The sequence below is a fragment of the Rahnella sp. PAMC25559 genome, from assembly GCF_050632365.1.
GTDB lineage: Bacteria > Pseudomonadota > Gammaproteobacteria > Enterobacterales > Enterobacteriaceae > Rahnella > Rahnella rivi.
Genome location: NZ_CP192542.1, coordinates 79284 through 99759, shown reverse-complemented (window position 1 = coordinate 99759; position 20476 = coordinate 79284). Strand labels below are relative to the sequence as shown.

Annotated in this window: 13 protein-coding genes and 3 pseudogenes; 10 read left to right on the top strand and 6 right to left on the bottom strand. The window is 48.1% G+C overall.

Going from position 1 to position 20476, the window contains the following annotated elements:
- Positions 1 to 319: 319 nt before the first annotated feature.
- Positions 320 to 1408: pseudogene (locus tag ACQZQY_RS00475) on the bottom strand (transposase).
- Positions 1409 to 2027: 619 nt separating this feature from the next.
- Between ACQZQY_RS00475 and ACQZQY_RS00470 the strand changes: the two are divergent.
- From ACQZQY_RS00470 to ACQZQY_RS00425, 10 genes and pseudogenes are all read left to right on the top strand, one after another.
- The gene (locus ACQZQY_RS00470) at positions 2028 to 2678 is read left to right on the top strand and encodes a tyrosine-type recombinase/integrase (RefSeq protein ID WP_431295595.1); all 651 of its coding nucleotides are present in this window, start codon (positions 2028 to 2030) and stop codon (positions 2676 to 2678) included.
- A gap of 148 nt (positions 2679 to 2826) precedes the next feature.
- Positions 2827 to 3783, top strand: a pseudogene (locus ACQZQY_RS00465) (IS3 family transposase); the annotation flags it as partial.
- Between the two features lie 790 nt (positions 3784 to 4573).
- A complete protein-coding gene (locus ACQZQY_RS00460) occupies positions 4574 to 6661 on the top strand; it encodes a prolyl oligopeptidase family serine peptidase (protein ID WP_431295594.1) in 2088 nt (695 codons plus the stop codon).
- A 179-nt stretch (positions 6662 to 6840) separates the two neighbouring features.
- Positions 6841 to 7703, top strand: a pseudogene (locus tag ACQZQY_RS00455) (Tn3 family transposase); the annotation flags it as partial.
- Between the two features lie 924 nt (positions 7704 to 8627).
- Positions 8628 to 10034, top strand: coding sequence for a glutamate decarboxylase (locus ACQZQY_RS00450; protein WP_431295593.1), 1407 nt, complete (start codon positions 8628 to 8630; stop codon positions 10032 to 10034).
- An 88-nt stretch (positions 10035 to 10122) separates the two neighbouring features.
- Positions 10123 to 11661 carry a glutamate:gamma-aminobutyrate antiporter gene (gene gadC / locus ACQZQY_RS00445; protein ID WP_431295592.1) on the top strand — a complete coding sequence of 513 codons (1539 nt, stop codon included), beginning with the start codon at positions 10123 to 10125 and terminating at the stop codon, positions 11659 to 11661.
- A 351-nt stretch (positions 11662 to 12012) separates the two neighbouring features.
- A complete protein-coding gene (locus ACQZQY_RS00440; RefSeq protein ID WP_431295591.1) occupies positions 12013 to 12321 on the top strand; it encodes a YtcA family lipoprotein in 309 nt (102 codons plus the stop codon).
- A 5-nt stretch (positions 12322 to 12326) separates the two neighbouring features.
- On the top strand, positions 12327 to 13373 hold the full coding sequence (gene mdtN, locus ACQZQY_RS00435; protein WP_431295590.1) for a multidrug transporter subunit MdtN: 1047 nt from the start codon (positions 12327 to 12329) through the stop codon (positions 13371 to 13373).
- Positions 13357 to 15225 carry an FUSC family protein gene (locus ACQZQY_RS00430; RefSeq protein ID WP_431295589.1) on the top strand — a complete coding sequence of 623 codons (1869 nt, stop codon included), beginning with the start codon at positions 13357 to 13359 and terminating at the stop codon, positions 15223 to 15225. The genes mdtN and ACQZQY_RS00430 overlap by 17 nt, the downstream gene beginning before the upstream one ends.
- Positions 15226 to 15281: 56 nt before the next feature.
- Entirely contained in the window at positions 15282 to 16760 is a 1479-nt protein-coding gene (locus tag ACQZQY_RS00425; protein WP_431295669.1) for a TolC family protein, read from the top strand.
- 190 nt (positions 16761 to 16950) lie between these two features.
- On the opposite strand, the gene ACQZQY_RS00420 is transcribed toward ACQZQY_RS00425, so the two are convergent.
- From ACQZQY_RS00420 to ACQZQY_RS00400, 5 genes are all read right to left on the bottom strand, one after another.
- Positions 16951 to 17121, bottom strand: coding sequence for a hypothetical protein (locus ACQZQY_RS00420; RefSeq protein WP_431295588.1), 171 nt, complete (start codon positions 17119 to 17121; stop codon positions 16951 to 16953).
- A gap of 125 nt (positions 17122 to 17246) precedes the next feature.
- Positions 17247 to 17864, bottom strand: coding sequence for an ATP-binding cassette domain-containing protein (locus ACQZQY_RS00415; protein WP_431295587.1), 618 nt, complete (start codon positions 17862 to 17864; stop codon positions 17247 to 17249).
- On the bottom strand, positions 17864 to 18670 hold the full coding sequence (locus tag ACQZQY_RS00410) for an ATP-binding cassette domain-containing protein (RefSeq protein ID WP_431295586.1): 807 nt from the start codon (positions 18668 to 18670) through the stop codon (positions 17864 to 17866). The genes ACQZQY_RS00415 and ACQZQY_RS00410 overlap by 1 nt, the downstream gene beginning before the upstream one ends.
- Complete coding sequence (locus tag ACQZQY_RS00405; RefSeq protein ID WP_431295668.1) at positions 18670 to 19476, bottom strand: ABC transporter permease; 807 nt, start codon at positions 19474 to 19476, stop codon at positions 18670 to 18672. Before ACQZQY_RS00405 ends, ACQZQY_RS00410 begins: the two co-directional genes overlap by 1 nt.
- Entirely contained in the window at positions 19476 to 20474 is a 999-nt protein-coding gene (locus ACQZQY_RS00400) for an ABC transporter permease (protein ID WP_431295585.1), read from the bottom strand. Before ACQZQY_RS00400 ends, ACQZQY_RS00405 begins: the two co-directional genes overlap by 1 nt.
- Positions 20475 to 20476: the final 2 nt, after the last annotated feature.

Here is a 20476-nt window from a genome sequence, read left to right as displayed (position 1 = left end):
GTCCCAATATCTGTCATTATCTGATTTTATGGAAAATAGTAACTAATAAATATCTTAAGACGACTTGAAAAATCTTAAACTATGATGAAGAATGTAACTTAAACTGAAGGATGAATGGATTTGTGCGCACAGATTTATATTTTTCTTACTTAATAGGTGAAGCTTCGCACTATTTTAATCTGTTTTACATTAATCGCAACACGTGCCAGCAATTGGCTGGCGAACAAGAAGTACATAGTCATGCCCAAGCCCAGCATTTTCCTCATTTTGGTCTGGTCGCTAAACCAGCTACACTATTCAGTAGGTAAACACACCCGTTTTAGCTCCACACAATTTTTGAATTTTTCATCTTCTCAGCCATCAGCCGATATTCTTCCGGAGTCATATAATTCAGGAGGGCATAGTACCGCCCACTATTTTATTTCTTCAGCCAGCGTTCCGTTATTTCCAGTTCTTCATTTTGTGTTCTGAACAGATAAAATCCATTTTTTCGGTCCGATACGTTCGGTTAGACCGATTAATGAATGCATTTTACGTCGGTTTACTTGCTAGATAATTTCCAGCATTACGCCATGCTTTTCAGCCCATAGCGCCAGAGCCAATGATATCTGTTCCGGCCCGATATCCATCGGCATTTTCAGCTGTTATCCACGGCTTGCCACTATTCTATCCAGAACCCGCACAGCGCGTTGCGATTTTAATGGTAGAGCCTCGCGATTAAAATCATCTACTAGTTTAAAGTCACTGAAACGTCGGTCACATGTCAGGGCGTCGTGAATAAATTCAATCGAACAAATTCGGGTGAGCGCTACCGGCGTTGCCAGCCGGACCGGAGTGCGCACCGGCAGGCGTTGTTTACCTTTACGACGAAAATTCAGTTTTAGCAGGCAGCAAAACCGGAGTATACTTTTGTGGTTCCAAGCTTTACCCTGCCTGCGAAGCACCTGAAAAGCTTCTTAAAGCCGTAGCAAAGATAACGCTCGGCTGTTGCGTTAAGCACCTGGAACACCTAGTCATCACATCATGTATTTGGTTGTTAACAAACCACCGCCCCGCTCAGCGATAACATCCAGCATGCCTGGCGCATGCTCATCGTTAACTGTGTCGTTAGATAGCTGACGAGCTTACATTTTATCGCTTGTTTTTAAAGCTTTTGTGATGACGTCTTTAACGTCCGGCATTCCAAATTCAGATCGGCAAATATCCCCTTCAGACAACGATTCTCGTCCATAAGGTCTTTGATTTATTTGATGTCAGCGGCTTCCACCCCGCCATATTTTACTTTTCATTCGTAGCAGCTGGCTTCGGAAATAGCGGCTTAGCGACAAACATCTTTGACATTCCTGCCAGCCTCGACTGATTTCAGGAAGGCGATGATATGATGCTTATTGAATCGAATCTTATACATAACGATCTCCTCAGATGACATAATCAGTATGTCGGAAGATCTCTAAAAGTGAATAGGTAGTTTTGGTGGGATACTTACAAGTAAAGCTCATTGGGCCACACAACCCGTTAAGGCTGACGGCATTATGATATGCCAATTCAAAAGTAGTAAGTTATAATTTTGGCGATTTCGGTAAATTTAAACCAGCTGACGGCGAGAAAATCATTTAAAACTCCAATGGTTATAAAAATTCAGGCTAACACATAATAAGATTAGGGTTGCTTTATTATTAGATAACAAGGAGTTAGGTGGTAATTAAATATTTAAGTTTTTAAAACATTGTTTTAAATTTGCTTTTATATCTTTACTAATGTATTCATACTGTAGAGTATAAACCTTATGCTCATTAGGATTATAAAAGTTAAGCATATCTAATGTAAATTTCTTAATTTTACCCTAAAATAATTATACTTTAAAAATTTCTAAATTCCCTATGCGGGATTCTGCGCATTGTTCATAGCCAAGATGGCTACAAATTTTTCAAGTAAAATACCTTATTTTTTATTTGAAAATGCCACTACAAAATTTGAAAAATCACATTTTAAAATCATTTTATTGGAATTTTCATAAAGGATAAGTCATGAAGCGACAATATCTTACACGACATGAAATTGAAAAAATTATAGCAGCCACGGTGAGTGGTAGGCATGGAATTCGTGATAGTTGTCTCATTTTGATGAGTTATATTCATGGATTTAGAGTGAGCGAGCTTACCGGTCTCAAAATGTCTGATTTAGACATAGAGTCCAAAACTGTTTATATTCAACGTTTAAAGAACGGACATAATTCGATTCATCCAATACATGATGTCGAACTAGATTTAATAATTGAATGGATAAAGCATAGAAATCAATATCTTAAGTGTAAAAATGAGAAATGGTTATTCCTATCTCAATGTGGAACTCGGCTCACGCGCCAGCGTATTTATTCGATGATTCGCAACTACTCTTTAACAGCTGGTATACAAATTTTTGCTCATCCCCATATGCTAAGACATTCTTGTGGGTACGAGCTAGCCAATCAAGGCATGGATACTCGACTAATTCAGGATTATCTTGGACACCGAAATATCCGACACACCGTCCATTATACATCTGGAAACTCGGCTCGATTTAGTCGGGTATGGCAGAATAGCTGGTTAGCATCATTTGCTGATAATCGAATTTTCGCCAAATCTGTATTAGAGGCTGCAATAGTATCTGCACAAACATCTACATTCTGTAACACATAATGTTAATATCTACAATAATTTTCGTCAATACTCTTGAAAGGTGATTCGGAACCATAATGGTTTATAATTGCACCCAAAATTCGGCACATTTACTTTTTGAGATCTACCAAGTAGCAATTATGTCACCTGAAGATATCGCTATGCTAAAATACGATTCACTGAGCTCCAGTTTATCGTTGTTATAAAATCTGTCGAGGCTGGCAGGACTGTCAAAGATGTCTGTCGCGAAGCCGCTATTTCCGAAGTCAGCTGCTACGAATGAAAAGCAAAATATGTCGTGATGCAGCCGCTGACATCAAATAAATTAAAGATCTTGACAATTTTTTGCCGATCAGAGTCTAGAATGTTGGACATTGAAAGACATTAATAAAAAACTTTTGAAATCAGCGATAAGGGCTGTGTCTGCCAGCTATCTGACGACTCAATTAACGATGAGCAAACGACAGGCATGAAGGATGTCATCACTGAGCGGGGCGGTGGTTTGTTAACAACCAAATACATGATGTGATGACTAGGTGTTCCAGGTGCTTAACGCAACAGCCGAGCGTTATCTTTGCTACGGCTTTAAGAAGCTTTTCAGGTGCTTCGCAGGCAGGGTAAAGCTTGGAACCACAAAAGTATACTCCGGCTTTGCTGCCTGCTAAAACTGAATTTTCGTCGTAAAGGTAAACAACGCCTGCCGGTGCGCACTCCGGTCCGGCTGGCAACGCCGGTAGCGCTCACCCGAATTTGTTCGATTGATTTTATATAAGACACGCTGACATGCGACAGGCATTTTCGCATTTCAATTTACTCGATTATTTTATCAGAAAAGTTCTGGCTATCAAAATTGACCTGAATAACTCGGCATTGCGTGTCTGCGGGGCTGGACTAGACGGTGATAACTCCTGGATATACACTGATAATGAGGATCGGCGCAGAGTTGCTACTGATATCATTGACTTCGGCGTAATGGGCTGAAGAGCATGCCGTAATGTTAGAATTTTTAAGCCATGCAAACCGACCCAAGATGTATTTATTGAACTGGTTAACCGAGCGTTCCGAGCCGAAATACTGGATTTTATCTGTTCAGACACTGTAAGTTGCGCAGGAAATATCTGAATGCTGATTTAATAAATGCAACAGTGAGCGGCTCTATAAACCCCTTAAAAGTCTAACGTCGTAAGTATATCGACTAATGACTGATAACGGGAAATCTTAAAATCGTGTGGAATTAACGCTTAGATACTTCTACACCGACTTGACTCGCATGCTATAACTGGAGGAATGCGGAATCTATGTGAGAATCTTATTAACGTAATGAATGGAATCAGTGAATTGCTGCGGCACGTAGCGTTAGACTAAAGACACGTTTGAGCGTCAGTACCGAGAAATTAGCCAGTTCTTTATAACGTTGCAAACGACTCCGTTAAGAGGTTTTTTTTGGGATCCTCGTACTAAGCCTAGATGTCGATTCTTCAAGCAAGAAGTTTGCAATCCAGATTGACGAGAGACTTAATTAAATAGTGGCAAAAAAATGTTACACCAGAGTTTTCTTTGAGAAAGATTAAGCTTGGCCGAGATTTTAATGAATGCTGTTTTGAATTTGTTGAAGTAGCCACTGTTTTTGGCGTTGCCCATATTATGAAACTAGTGCTATGGGTGTTATCAGAATGCATTAGAAAAACACATCTATAGGATTTAAAAATGAAATACTTACTCATTAAGGCATAAGATATCTGGTGGCTAGAAAGATGATCTGAGAGCCGGTGGAAATCTGATACACTCGGCGTACCCGTTTCTCGATAAAAATGCAAACGCCCAATGAAGTTTATTAAGAGTTTTAAGTCTGAATAGTGTTAGCCTATATCGGGACTAGTCAAACTCAATGTACAAATTGTAGGAGTATATTTGCTATGACTTTATTACCAAACAGTATCGGCCCGTCAATGGCGGCTGAGGACGGCACGACTGCAGGCGACGAATTCTTGTGGCTAGAAGCGCTGCATGGTAAAAAAGCGTCGCAATGGGTGCAGAAGCAAAATAAGCGCACCGTAGCAAGTTTCGCCCAAGGCGATGACTTTCAACGCATTGAGCGTGAGGTTCTGGATATCCTCAATAATGACACCCTGATCCCATGGGTGAGCAAACTCGGCGACTACTACTATAACTTCTGGCAGGATCAGGCCAACCCGCGCGGCCTGCTGCGGCGCGTCACGCTTGACGAATACCGTAAGGCCAAACCAGCTTGGGAGTCGGTGTTGGATATCGATGCCTTGGGCAAAGCGGAGGGTAAGGATTGGGTCTATCATGATCTGCAGCCGCTGGCTCCGGAATATCGCTATTGCCTGATGCAGTTGTCGCCGGACGGCGGTGACGCTGAAGAAACCCGCGAATTCGATCTGATTGCCAAACGTTTCGTCAGAGAAGGCTTCAACTTGCCGATTGCGAAAAGCCAGGTGTCTTGGATTGATCAAGATACTTTGTTTATCGCTACCGACTTCGGCCCTGGTTCGATGACCCAGTCAGGGTACGCGCGCATCGCCAAACGTTGGCGGCGCGGCACGCCGCTGAGTGCCGCTGAAACGATATATGAAGCGCGGCCCGAGGACATTGCGGTGTTCGCCTATCACGATCGCACGCCGGGCTTTGAGCGTGATTTCGTCGGCCGCAGCCTGGACTTTTATCGTCGCGAATCTTTTTTGCTAACTCAGGACGGCCAACAAATAAAAATCGATATCCCGCCCGATGCCGAGCTGGGTTCGTATCTAGAATGGCTGCTGATTAAAACGAGCTACGATTGGGAAGTGGGTGGCAAGCGTTATCCGTCAGGAGCGCTGTTGGCTGCAAATTTTGACGATTATCTGGAGGGCAAGCGCGAACTGCAGCTACTCTTCAGCCCGACCGCAGAGCGAGCATTGAGCAGTTATTGCAGTACCCGCGATCACCTAATCCTTAGCATCATGGATAATGTGGTCAACCGCTTGGAAGTGCTGACGCCGAATGGCGGCAGCTGGCAACGGAGCTCTTTGGGAAACAACGACGCCATTAGCACTCTTCACGCTGGCGGCATTGACGAAGATAGCAACGCCTATTTTCTGACCATCAGTGGATTCTTGCAGCCAACCTCGTTGTATATGGGTAACCTCGATGGCTCTGATGCGGCGCTGTTGAAACAGGCGCCGCAGCATTTTGACGCCGGTAGCTATGAGGTCAGCCAGCATTTTGCGCGCTCCAAGGATGGCACCAGTGTGCCGTATTTCCAGATCGCCGCTAAGGGTCTCAAATTGGACGGGAGCACGCCGACGCTGCTGTATGGCTACGGCGGGTTTAACGTGTCGCTGCTGCCTGGCTACCTAGTCGACGAGGCCCCAGGCTGGCTGGAACGCGGCGGGGTGTACGTAGTAGCCAACATTCGCGGGGGCGGCGAATACGGCCCTACTTGGCATCAAGCCGCGCTCAATGAAAATCGCCATCGTGCCTATGAGGATTTCGCCGCCGTGGCCGAAGACCTGATTGCGCGCAAGGTGACCTCCGCGCCGTATCTAGGTGCACGTGGTGGCAGCAACGGCGGCCTTCTAGTCGCTAATATGCTGACGCTATATCCCCAGCTGTTTGGCTGCATCGTATGTGAGGTGCCGTTGCTGGACATGCTACGCTATACTCAGCTTTCCGCTGGCGCTTCGTGGATCGCGGAGTTCGGCGATCCGAGCGATCAGGCCCAGTGGGCCTATATCAAAACCTTCTCACCTTACCACAATATTAAGACGCAAGTAGCCTACCCTCCGGTGCTATTTTATACTGCCACCAGTGACGATCGGGTCAACCCGGCCCATGCGCGAAAAATGGCGGCGCGCATGCACGCGATGGGGTATCAGCAGGCTTACTTCTACGAGAATACAGAAGGTGGGCACAGCGCCGCTGCAGATAAGAATCAGATGGCGTTCAATAGTGCGCTGGTGAGCGAGTTTATGTGGGACAATTTGGGCGGCAAGCAAGCGTAAAAATTTTTCAGCCGCATCTTCTTAACTAGCTGCACCTCCAGCCTCAGGTTGACACGCTAGATGCGCTCGTTAGCCTGGCTACTGTTGGCATATATCAGCTTATTATTGAGATCATACAACGCACGTCCGAAATGAGTCATGCCGGTTAGCAGGGGCTCAGCTTAACTCTAAACACAGCATATTGGCTCCACGCTAATAATGTTATTTTCCCTCTGTTGAGGTGATCGACCAAACCCTGGCTGAAGCAATAACGCTTGCGGACAGGGCGGTTTTTTCTGCGCTTACCGCGCAGCTTAAAACGGGGCAAAAAGCGGCTTTAGACAGTCTGCTGATTTCTGAGGGTGAACAACCTTCACGGCTGGCCTAATTGCTCCAGCCTCCGGGAAAATTAATGGGAAAATGTCCTGCGACATATCGATCGTTTAAATGCGATAGAGTCGCTGGCACTGCCTGAAAGTATTGCGCTTTGCGTACTCCAGAACCGGCTACTGAAACTGGCAAGCGAAGGCAGGAAAATGAGTAGCCGGGACCCGGGCTAAATTCACGGATGTGCGCCGATATGCCTCGCTGGTTTATATCATATCGGAAGCTAGGGCTACCCTGACTGACGAAGTTATTGATCTGCGCGAGCGCATTATTGGTAGTGTTCAGCAGGGCAAAACGCAGGCCGAACGGCTTCAGCAAACGGAAAAGCTTATCCAGAGCAAGCTGAAGCAGTACGTTACCATCGGGCAGGCATTACTAAACGCTAGAGAATCCGGTGATGGTCCCTGGGAAGCAATAGAATATGTCCTACCCTGGCCTGAATTTATCCACAGCGTGGAGGAAACGCGGTTCCTGTAGGTAAAGACAACTTCGACCCGTTTCACTTGATCATAGAAAAATACATCACGCTGCGTAAATATGCATCCCCGGATGCTGTCAGCGTTGCAGGGCTGCGTCCGCCGCAACGTAGTATACCGTCAGAGAGATGTATCAAAAACAACTCCGAAAAGTACCACCTTCCTCACCAATCGAGTTCATCCTGGAAAGCTGGCAAAAATGAGAGATGCGATTTCGTCATCTTTGTGCACTAACTTAGCAGCATCCTATTTTTTCTGGCATCGGTCGATAAAAATTGTGTCGAACAACTCCCTGCAAATGAGAATACCGGTGTCCACTGTAAAAAATCTCACTTAAACTGGGATCTGTGCAAAAAATACTTCCTCGGTAGCCGACGCATCCTTAAATTATCTTACTAAATATGGAGATGTAATGAAGATACTTAATGAACGAAAGCGGGAAGTTAGTTGAGTTGATTGCATGAAATACCCAATATCTATGATGAAAAGGTGTTGTTATTTATCCTAATTTTAAAAAGGGAATGGATTACTTGCAGTGCGGAATCTGGGCGTTCCGACTTAGTCAATAACATCATTTATATTTCAAGATCAAGGATAGTCCTATTATCTTCAGAAGAAAATCACGTTTACGCACCGTTAGTATGAAGAGCGTATTTAACACTTAGTGATAAATGCAAATAGAATGAGTATAGCTTTCACAGCTTACCGGGTAAATCTTTCATAAAAAATAATTAGAAGCGAAAGTATATTGAAGGGCGCACCAAATGAAGAACCCATTTACGTAATTAAAATCAATCATACTAGGGGGATATCGTGATATATAATCTTTGGCAACATATAAAACTATAATCCTTTCTTTTTGTATGTGAAAGTGTCAAGGCAATGATGGCCTTTTGATGTCATCTTACTGATTTAAATAACTAAACGGATGTTACTCCATAAAATGTCGGTATACGAAGACGTTGATGATGAAGTATCTGCAATAGATTTTTTATCCTAAAATAGAAGTACACACAGGAATAATTCAACTTGACCAACATAATAAACTGAATAATTGACCGACGGGGGTGTCTCATCGAAATATCCCCAGATATTGCTATTATGCTTTTACCCAGAGGACTTTCATGAGAAAAAATCGCTCAACTAAAATTAAAAGTTACACTAATAACGATGATATTTATGCATCCGTAGATCTCTCTACGTCGCTACCAAAAAGTCATTTTCCTGATACAGAACGTAATCCTCGAAATGTATTTAACGCCATTCGTGATGAACTATTGCTAGATGGTAACTCACGTCAAAACTTGGCCACATTTTGTCAAACATGGGTGGATGATGAAATACGTGAGCTGATGGATATTTCCATCGATAAGAACATGATTGATAAGGATGAATATCCTCAGACGGCTGAGATAGAAGCGCGATGCGTCAGAATGCTCGCCGAGCTGTGGAACTCTCCGTCCCCGGAGACCACACTGGGCTGTTCAACTATAGGCTCTTCTGAAGCGGCTATGCTCGGTGGCCTGGCGCTAAAATGGCAGTGGCGTAAAAAACGTGCTGCGCAGGGGGGCGCAACGGATAAACCCAATCTGATCTGTGGCCCTGTGCAAATATGCTGGCATAAATTTGCCCGTTATTTTGACGTTGAACTGCGCGAAATCCCGCTTGAAGGTGAGCGACTGATCATGAGTCCTGAAGAGGTTTTAAAGAGGGTTGATGAAAATACTATTGGTGTCGTGCCGACGCTGGGGGTGACCTTCACCTGCCAGTATGAACCGGTTAAAGAAGTCAGTGATGCGCTCGATGAGCTGCAGGCAAACACCGGCCTGGATATTCCAATTCATGTCGACGCTGCAAGCGGTGGTTTCCTGGCTCCTTTCTGCGCGCCCGAACTGGAATGGGATTTCCGGCTACCGCGCGTGAAGTCAGTGAACACCTCCGGGCATAAGTTTGGACTCGCACCGTTGGGGGCTGGCTGGGTGGTTTGGCGTGAGGCGACAGATCTTCCGGAAGAATTAATCTTTAACGTTAACTATCTCGGTGGAAACATGCCTACCTTTGCCCTTAACTTCTCGCGGCCCGGCGGCCAGATCATCGCCCAGTACTACAATTTCCTGCGTCTGGGTCGTGAAGGGTACCAAAAAATCCACAGTGCATGTTACGCGACTGCACAGTTCCTAGCGAACGAAATCGATAAAATGGGACCGTTTGAGATTCTGTTTGACGGTGACAGTAGTAAAGGCATTCCAGCCCTCGCGTGGAAATTAAAAGATGGAGCCAATATTGGGGGCTACACACTCTATGATTTGGCGGATAAACTGCGCACTCGCGGTTGGCAAGTTCCTGCCTATTCGATGCCAGCCAATCGAAATGACCTAGTGATCCAGCGCATTCTTGTTCGTCATGGCGTGAGTTATGACCTGGGGTGCTTAATGTTGGATGACATGAAGCGCGCTCTTGATTCCTTTGCTCGGCATCCTGTGGCTCATTCGTTAACCGAAGAAGAAGCCAGTGGCTTTAATCACGGTTGAATCCTTTGTACAGTTAGGAAAAGTCTCAGTGTCCTTTTCAATCATTCTCTTACCTTGAAAAGATTCTCCTTTATATGGAGTCAATACTATGGCTACGACAGTCATAAATTCATCTGCAAAACAGCTCTCGCTATTGGGATTTTTCGCCATCACGGCATCAATGGTGATGGCAGTTTATGAGTACCCAACATTTGCCACGTCCGGATTTTCTCTCGTGTTTTTCCTGATGCTGGGCGGCTTGCTGTGGTTCATTCCTGTAGGACTCTGTGCCGCTGAAATGGCAACTGTGGACGGCTGGCAGGACGGCGGGGTGTTTACATGGGTGTCAAAAACACTGGGCGAACGGTGGGGCTTTGCGGCGATATCCTTCGGGTTCCTGCAAATTGCAATTGGCTTCATCCCCATGCTCTACTTCGTGCTGGGAACTCTGTCCTACATTTTGAAATGGCCTGAGCTGAATGATGACCCGGTGATGAAAACCGTGATTGGGCTCTTCATTCTTTGGGGGCTGGCGCTGACACAGCTCGGCGGTACAAAAAATACCGCGCGCATCGCTAAAATTGGGTTCTTCGCCGGTATTCTTTTGCCTGCGGCGATTCTGGTAGTTCTCGCGATCCTATACCTGCACTCAGGTGCCACGGTCTCTATCGAAATGAATGCCGCGACTTTCTTCCCAGATTTCTCGCAAATGGGTACGCTGGTGGTATTTGTAGCCTTTATTCTAAGTTACATGGGAGTTGAGGCATCTGCCACGCACGTTAACGAAATGCATAATCCGGGGCGGGATTATCCGCTGGCTATGCTGCTGCTAATGATCGCTGCGATAGTGCTTAGCTCCATCGGCGGCTTAGCTATTGCGGCTGTCATTCCGAAAGATCAGATAAATCTGTCGGCGGGCGTCATGCAGACTTTCACAGCTCTTATCAGTCAATTCGGCAGCGAGGTGGAATGGGCCATCAGAGTGATTGCCGCGCTGTTGCTGCTGGGTGTACTGGCAGAGATTGCGGCTTGGATCGTTGGTCCTTCGCGCGGCATGCTGGTTACAGCGCAGCAAGGCATATTACCGCCGAGATTTGCCAAAATGAATCGGAACGGCGTGCCAGTTGCGTTGGTAATTTCGCAACTGGTGATCACGTCCATCGCCCTGGTAGTGCTTACTAATACCGGGGGCGGTAACAATATGTCCTTCCTCATTGCGCTAGCCCTGACGGTGGTTATCTATTTGTGCAGCTACTTCATGCTGTTTTTGGGATATATTCAGCTGATACGCAAACAGGGTGATAAAAAAAGGTCGTTTAATATCCCTGGCGGGATCGGGGTTAAACTGGTTGTCGCGATTGTCGGGTTAATGACCTCCATGGTTGCCTTTATTGTCTCCTTCTTCCCTCCTTCCGGACTTCCAGGCGGAGAATCCAATGAGATCTACGCGGGCTTACTGGTAATCAGTTTTATAATCGTGCTGACCATTCCGTTCATCATTTATGCACTACATGATAAACGCAGCAAGGCATATAATATAGAGATGAAGCTGGTCACAGTGGAGTCCGCGCCAAAGGGGCATTTCTTTATTCACCCCCGTGCGCGGAGTCTGCACCATATTATTGTTGACGGCAAAAAGGTGCATTGATTCACACATGACCTCATCGTAGCGGTGCTGGCATTAACGAGTTTGCGTGGAGGCCTGCTTCTCATTGCTCACCGGGCGTCGGTCGGCCGAGTGATACAGAGGATAAACGGTTAGTCGATATTTCTTCGTGTAAAGAGAAGGTAACTGCTAAGGTTCGCTATATATGCCTTGTGTGATAAGGAAATCGGCCATTTTAGATTTGAATAATCAGAGTGATTGATGTTTAAGTGTGCTTGACGGTATACGTCGCCAAATTTCAACTCCCGTTTACAGCGAAAGAAGATGTTAATCTTAACTACAACAATAAATTCATGCTCAATAACTGTCAAAGAGCGATAAGGCGTGATTATCGTGAAAGTGTTTATGTTTTTGCACAAAGTCGCGTCCTCGTTTCAACATGCTCAACGGATGTACATTGCGATTTCCATTCTCCTGCTCAGCGGGTGCGTAGCGCATCAGGCACCCACCTTCACGTTGCTTGGCTCCTATTTCCCGTCCTGGATGGCCTGTGCTTTTATCGGCCTTGGTGTCACGATCGGCATCCGTCTTGTTCTGATCCGAATCGGTATTGATGACGTACTCCCGACACGATTATTGCTTTACACGTGCCTGGCGCTCGCCGTGGCGTTTCTTTCCTCATTGTTAATTTTCGCGCGTTGAAATAAATGAAGACACCTACACCAGACAGACGTAAGCGATTGTCTGCGCTCATTATTGGCAGCGTTATCTTCGTGACGGCATCCTTTGGCTGGCTTTCTCTGCGGCAGGATGCCCGGCATCCGATGTCGGAAGATACAGTCATTGGTGCCAGCGTCGTTAACGTTAGTAGTGCGGTCCCCGGTCGTATCACTGCCATTTACGTCAGGGAGAATGACAGCGTTAGGCGGGACGACGTGATGTTCACCATCGATCCCTATCTCTATCAGTTGCGGGTAAAACAGGCGCAGGCGGACCTAGATATTGCCGAAGCGGCCTGGAGCACTCAGCACCGAACAGTGGTGGCTGAAAAATCTAATGCGGACATTTCTGGAGAGCAAATTGCCCGCGCGCGCGTCAACTTGAAGCTCGCTACGCAGACACTGGCCCGCTTACAGCCGATGTTGGGGAAAGGGTACGTCACAGCGCAGCAGGTCGACGATGCCATCACCGCTAAGCATGATGCAGAAATAAGTTTGAAGCAGGCCATGAAGCAGTCGGTGGCTGCGGACGCGCTTGTCAGCAGCACTGAGGCATCAGAAGCGCTGGTCACCGCACGACGCGTTGCCCTGGCGATCGCAGAAAGGGAGTTGGAAGATACGCAGGTCCGGGCTCCCCAAAATGGCCTAGTGGTGGGCCTGAACGTGTCGCCGGGGGAATTTGTGATACCTGCTCAGGCCATCTTTACCCTGATTAACAGCGACAGCTGGCACGCCAACGCCTTTTTCCGCGAAACGGAACTTAAAAGCATACGTCCTGGAGACTGCGCCACGGTCTATGTAATGGTCGACAAGGCGCGAAGCCTGAAAGGGCGTGTAGAAAGCATCGGTTGGGGCATCACGTCTGATGATCAAATCTCCCTGCCGCGCCATCTACCCTATGTACCCAAATCGCTAAACTGGGTACGGGTTGCGCAGCGATTTCCGGTTCGCATTCAGTTTGCGGCACCGCCTGTGGATCTGATGCGCGTAGGCGCAAGTGCGGTAGCGGTGGTGGACCATGGCAACGGCTGCTGATCACCAGAACAATCGCCTGTTACACCAGGTCAAACGCGATCTGACCTGGTTTCCGGGGCGGGCTGCTACGACCTGGCGTGTCGCGGCGCTGTGCGCATTGATGGCATTTGTCGCCATGCTGTATGGCATCCCTGAATCTGCCATTAGTTGTTATTTGATTCTCTTTGTAATGAAACCGGATCCCCTCGAAAGCATTGCCATGGGATTAGCGGTTTCCATACTGGTTTCTGTTGTCGTCGGTGTGATTATTCTGATCCTGCCCTTGGCGCTCGAGTCAAGTTTGTTCCGGATGTCAGTTCTGGCCGTAAGCTCGTACGCCTTTCTCTGGCTTGGCTCAGCAAGCAAGCTCGGACCAGTCGGCAGTATTATTGCGCTAGTTATCGCTTTCGTGATGTCGCTGCTCGGTAATGCGCCAAACGGGGAGTTGGCAACGCGTGCCGTGCTCTACGCCTGGCTGATGGCGGTTTCACCGATGCTGTTACTGGTGCTTTTCACGCTTTTTTTTGGGCGTTCGTCACCGAAACAGCTGCAGGATACCGTGGCCGAACGGCTTTCGGTTTCGGCCGGCATGCTTCGATGTGGCGATGAAGAAAGCTTTCTTGCGCTACGTGAGCGGCTCCAGGAAGGGCAAAGTGAGTTCCTCAAGCAGCTCATGTTCATTCGCCTGTTTCATCTTCGCTCAAATGATGACGCCAATAGGCTGGAAGCCGCCGTGCAGAACAGTTACCGTCTGATGCTGGCAGTTGACGGCCAATGGCGTGACTACTCGGAGAGCGAACGTCAGGCGCTGGCCGCCTGGTGCGAACGTGTGGTGGTGTTAGACACTCAGACGTCCTCCTCCTTGTCATCGTCTTTTGACTCAGCGTCAGGTACCGGCCCGATCGAAGATGCGCTGAATGCCCTTGAAAGCGCGGAATTCCTTCAAGAAGCCCATCCTCAAACCGCTTCTTTTTTCGTCGAAGAGGCGTTCAGCAGCCCGATTCATCACTATTTTGCTCTGAAAACCACGGCGGCAAGTATCATGTGCTACCTAATTTACACGGCGATCGACTGGCAGGATATTCATACTGCGATGATCACCTGCTATGTAGCCGCGCTAGGAACTACGGGAGAAACTGTGCACAAGCTGACGCTAAGGATTGTCGGGTGCTTGTTTGGGGCCGCCGCCGGTATACTTTCCCTAGTTTTTATCATTCCTATGTTTACCGATATTGGTCAGTTGATGTTGCTGATTTTTCTTGTGATCCTGCCTGCAGCATGGGTTTCGACAGGTAATGAACGAATTGCTTATGCTGGGATCCAGATAGGCTTAGCCTTCCTGCTGACAGTACTGCATGGTTTCGCACCGACGACGGATCTTGCCGTAGTAACGGACAGGATTATCGGAATTCTGCTTGGTAACTTGGTGGTTGGGGTGATCTTCACGCAGGTTTGGCCGTTCACGATCGCTGAGTCCGTTCGTCTGCGTATCCGTCGCGCGGTGAAGGGCCTGGCCGGCTTAGCGTTCACCGCAGACAATACGGCTGCTGCGATTAGAGAGGCCGCGACTATTGAGGAAGAGATGTCACATGCACAGGACTCGTTGAAGCTACTGCTCTTTGAACCTGCCTCGCTGCGCCCATCGATGGACGAAATGGTGAAGGTCAGTGCCATTCTGAAGGAAATTGAAACCCTCTGTTCGCTGCTCTTTGTTCAGGGCAATACCACGCAGGCGAATATCCAACGCCTGGAGAGGTTGAAAACACCCGCGAGGGACGATCCGCTAGCCCCGCGCAAACAGAACACAGAAACGCTGCGTGATGACAGTAAAATTTGCTACCACATTTCCCGGCTTGAGGAGCTTCTGGAATGAAAAAGGCCAAGGATTTTAGAGTAAGGAGTATGGCCTGGAGTAACGCTACTGAAGTGATGGCCCACCTCAGGCGTTCCATAATGGCGCTTATTTGGGGGGGCGTACTGCTAACGGGGTGTGCATCGGATCAAATTGATCGAGCACCGTTCTCGGCGTCTGCGCCCTGGACCCCGAACTCGCAGTCTTCAGGTCAGTTTACGATTCCTGACAGTCCGCGCATTGGTGCGCTGGCTGTGTCGCCCGTCATCAGCGAATCGCACGAATATACGCTTCCTGAACTTATCGACATGGCGCAAATGAATAGCCCCGACACGCGCATCGCCTGGCAGCAGGCGCGACAGGCGGCACTCGCCGTCGGTATGGCGGAAGCAACGTTTTTGCCCATCATCACGGCGAGCGTGATTGGAGGATATCAAAAAAATCATACGCCGCTTCAATATGGTAGCGATCTTGACACTACTAACAGTGCGGTGATACCAGGTGTCGTTCTGCAATGGCTGGTATTTGATTTCGGTCAGCGAAGTGCGCTGGTCGATGCAGCGAAAAATACTTCTTTTGCCGTAAATTTCTCCTTTAACGCAATGCATCAGAAGCTAATTTTTGATGTGACTCGTACCTATTTTCTTTATGGGGCTGCCCGGTCTCGGGTTGAGATCGCGCAAGCGTCTATGCGCAATAGTGAGGAGATCCGCGATGCAGCCCTTTCCCGCCGTAAAAACGGTCTGGCTACCACGGTTGAAGTGGCTCAATCTATGCAGTTGGTCGCCCAGTCAAAGTTAAACCGCGTGCTTGCCCTGGGGGCCGAAAGCGATGCAAGACAGGCGCTGCTTGGTGCCATAGGCATCTCACCATTGACTCGACTCAACATCCGGATTGACGAAAACAAAAGATTACCAGCGATACGCAACTTCCCGACAGAGACGATGATTAACCGGGCGCTGTCACGCCGCCCAGATATTCTGGCGAGTTATGCATCACTGCAGGCAGCAACTTCCGTTATTAAAGGCGCAGAATCCGAATATTTTCCAAAAGTTTTTCTGGCGGGATCTGTGGCGGGAGGGCATGGCCGCTTAGATGTTGAAGGGTTGCCGTCAGTGGGCGCACAAACCTCTTCGTCCAACATTGTACTGGGAGTTAGCGTACCGCTGTATGACGGGGGGATGCGTACAGCGCGCTTGCAGGAGGTGCAATCGCGCGCGGCGGCTGCCGAAGAACTATTCAGAAAGACACAGGAGATTGCAGTTAGGGAAATCGTTACAGCCGACAATGCGCTGAGGTCAGCGCTTGAATCCAATGATGCCGCTCACAATCTGGTGAGTACGGCAAGGACCACCTATGACGCCGCACTTGATGCATATCAACATGGGGTCGGGACGGTCACCGTGGCCAAAGAGGCGGCCAATAGCCTGTTAGCTGCCCAGCAAATGCACAACGATGCTTATGCGGGAGCATTAATTGCCGCTGCGAATCTCGCGTTTGCCATGGGAGAGGTCATGCAGTCACCATTCAGCGGTAGCGTCCCGGGACAGGGATAGTCCTGCGAATAGACGTCGGGTTGCTACCAAATGAATTGGGTAACTTTCCGTCTGGACCTTCAGGAAGACCATTTTCTACATCCCATCCACCCATAACCAGTGAAGACAGAATGTTCGGATTGTTTTTTACTAATCCAGCAGCCAGCCCTCAAAAGAGTAACCTATTACATGCACTTGATTGCATCATAATTCATTGATTAATCATATTATTTTTGACGCTGGTTTTTTGCTCGTAAAGACCAGCTTCAACTGGCTTATCACTCATTCCATGCCCCAACATATCTGGATATGCAAAACAAAATTTGTGGCTAAGAGCCTCAACTAACTCATTAGTGAGCCATGATTTTCCATCCATCAGCAAGCCATGTAATCCTTTTCTGATTTCACCACGTTGTACGCAGCAAATGATTCAATCCACCACATGACGTCATTTTACATATTATCTTACGACGTTTTAATGTGACAGAATCCAAATTACTTGAGTGGTCATTCTCTAGGCTGATAGCTTACTGAAGCGGGAGCAACAATGATGCGTGAGCAGATCTGCTTCATTAATGCCATTTGATGACTGAATATAATTATGCTGAGCTTTCTCTGCTGTGTTTCGATAATCAAACGTTGCCAGATATCTCGCTGAGTTGATGGGTCAAGTTGAGCAGTTACTTCATCAGCAATCAACACCCGCGTACGCGGATCAAGTGCACGTAGAAGAGCTATGCGCGCCAATTCTCCGCCGGAAAGTTGTGCGGGTTTGCGCATTAGCCACTCTGGTTTTACATGGAAATACCTCATCTGCTTCTCATCAGGATGCCAAGCGTCGCCTAAGGCCTCTCCTGTCATACGATAGGGATTAAAAGTCTGCTCAGGATGCTGAGAAACTAACTGTACAGGACAATAACCTCGCTTCGGCAAAGGAAAACCGTCCAGAGTAATTTCCCCCTCCTGATATGATTGCCAGCCCGCTAACACGCGACCTAAAATTGTTTTTCCGTAACCGCTGGGCGCTGTAATACCTAGCCGCTCACCGGTTTTTAAACTTAAAGAGAAATTTTGCCAAAGCAAGCGATTATCCTGCTTAATTGTCAGTTGATTAGCACAAAACATTACGCACCCCTTGCTCGGGCTGACGTGCTTTCGTCAGGAAATAAGCTGTTGTATTCCGGTAGGGCCAGCCAGTGCCGACGCAGTAATACGCTTCCGCCTCCGTTTCTTAATTGAGATATCGAGATATCATCGCTAATCCGCCCCTCATTAATCGCGACGATACGATCCGCAAAACGCGCAGCCAGTGATAGATCGTGCGTTACCCATAGTACTCCGGCACCTTTAGCACTCAGCTCACGTAACTGTTGTAATAGCTGGAAGGCCAGCGATTCATCGAGCCATGCAGTAATTTCATCCGCCAGAATATAGTGCGCTCCGCCCAAAGCGGCATTACATGCCAGCACACGCTTTGCCATACCACCGGATAACTGCCTGGGATACTTCAGCAGGATGTCGGTCTGAAGATGAAAGTATTTAATCTGCTGTTCAAGTGCCAGCGCGCAGGTATGTCTGCCGCTTATTTGCAGACTGCGCTTCAGTTGAGTGCCCACCCTGAGTAAAGGATTAAGCGACCTTACGCCTTGTGGCACATAGCACAGAGTATTTCCACGCAACTTTTGGCATTGCCGTGAATTAAGCGATTTACCTTCAAGCCTGATCTCTCCGCGCATCCGCAAATTTTCCGGCAACAGCGCCAGCGCACTTTGCAGCAGCAGACTCTTACCTTCGCCACTGCCACCTACCAGCGCGGTAATTTCACCGCGTTGCAGCGTCAGATTGATATCGCTGAGGATCGGTGAGAGCCGTTTGCGGCCAAACCAGTTGTAGTGAACATTTTCAATAGAGACGTGCCTGAAATTTAGCATTATTGATTCCTCAGCCACAGGAAGTGAATAGAGCGAACGCTTTGATCAAACAGTAAAACAATCAGCAAAAGCATTAGGCCGGGAAACACCGCCAACCACCAACTCCCATTGCTGATAAAACGTAAAGCATCTGACAGCAAAATGCCCAGTGACGGTTCATGTGGCGCCAGCCCGAAGCCGAGAAAGCTTAGCGCTGCGCTGTGTAACACTGCATGAGGAAACATCAACAGTGTGCCAACAAACCACTGTGAGGATAAGGCGGGCAGATAATGCGCCCGCCAGCAGTACCAACTACCATTTCCTATCCGCTGGGCCAGCGTCATGTAATCACTGGTGCGGATGCATTGTGCTTCCGCTCGAAGGATTAATGCCAGCTTTGGCCAGTGAGTTAAGGCGACGGCGATGATTACACCTTGCTTTCCACCACCAAAGGTAAAGCAAATTAAGATCAGCAACAGCAAATGCGGTAATGAGAGAAACGTGTCGATAACTAACCGCAGAGCCTGGTCGAAAGTCGGATGGATTAAGGTCAGGGTGGCGACCAGCATCGCGATGACTCCACTGCACAATGCTGCGCCAACACCAATTTGCAAACTGATCAATGCGCCCTGAAAGCAGCGCAACCACAGATCACGGCCCATATTGTCAGTGCCAAACCAGTGTGCAGCGCTTGGTGGCTGATAGCGCGTCAGCAGATCGATCGGTATATCAGCTGAAAGTAAAAAAATACCATATATCGTCAACAGGCTGAGAAGCAGGGTGGAAAAGGTCACGCGTAGCAACGCTGGAGCGGGATTATTTAGCATCATTTATGTTCCAGAATCCGGTTCATTCTTGCTAATAACAGAGCAGAGAGACTATTGCCGCAAAACACTAGTAACGTACAAAACACCACAATGCCCATCAGCAGAGGAATATCGCCTCGCAGCCCGGCGTCAATGGTGGCTTGCCCTAAGCCGGGGTAAGCAAATATCTTTTCGGCCAGTAACGACCCACCGAGCAATTCAGCTATCGAAGCGAATTGCAGGCATAACGCCGGTGTCACCGCATGGCGAAATACCTGTACGCGTAACAATGACCAGCCTTTATCGCCTTGCGCGCGGGCATAGTGCACAAAATCACTGCGCATCACTTCGGCAATTTTCTCCCGGGTGTGCAGCACGATTTGTCCAAAGCCCGTCAGGCTCAGCGCAATCACCGGCAGAATTAAATGATGGATGCGATCGCCAATGCTGGCGTCCTGCGTGTTGCTGCCCGGATCCCAGGCACAACAAACCGGAAACCATTGCCAGTGCACGGCAAAAATGACCAACAGTAATAATCCGACCCAAAACGTCGGCAGTGAAGATGACAGATAGCTAATGCGGCAGATTAACCGGTCCGGCCAGCGATTGAGATAACGCCCGGCGAGAAATCCAATCAGGATACCTGACACGCCTGACAGCACCCACGCACTGGCTAATAAGGCAAAAGAAACCGAGAAGCGCTCACCGATCACTTGCGCGACGGGGGCGTTATACACCATTGAATAACCGAGATCGCCCTGTATCAGTTGCGAAAACCAGTGCCAGAAACGTAGCCATAAAGGTTGATCTAATCCCCAGCGCGCAGCGATCAATGGGTACTGTTGAGGAGGAACATGCAGTAAATCGTTACCGATGTAGGCTCGAATCGGGTCAACCGGCGAAAAGCTGAGTAACGTAAAAGTTCCCGCCATCACCAGAATCAGCTGCAGTACCAGCCGCAGCAATGTAAACAGCACCTGGCATAGCCCGTCAGACCGGGCCACGCTAAGAGTTGTCATAA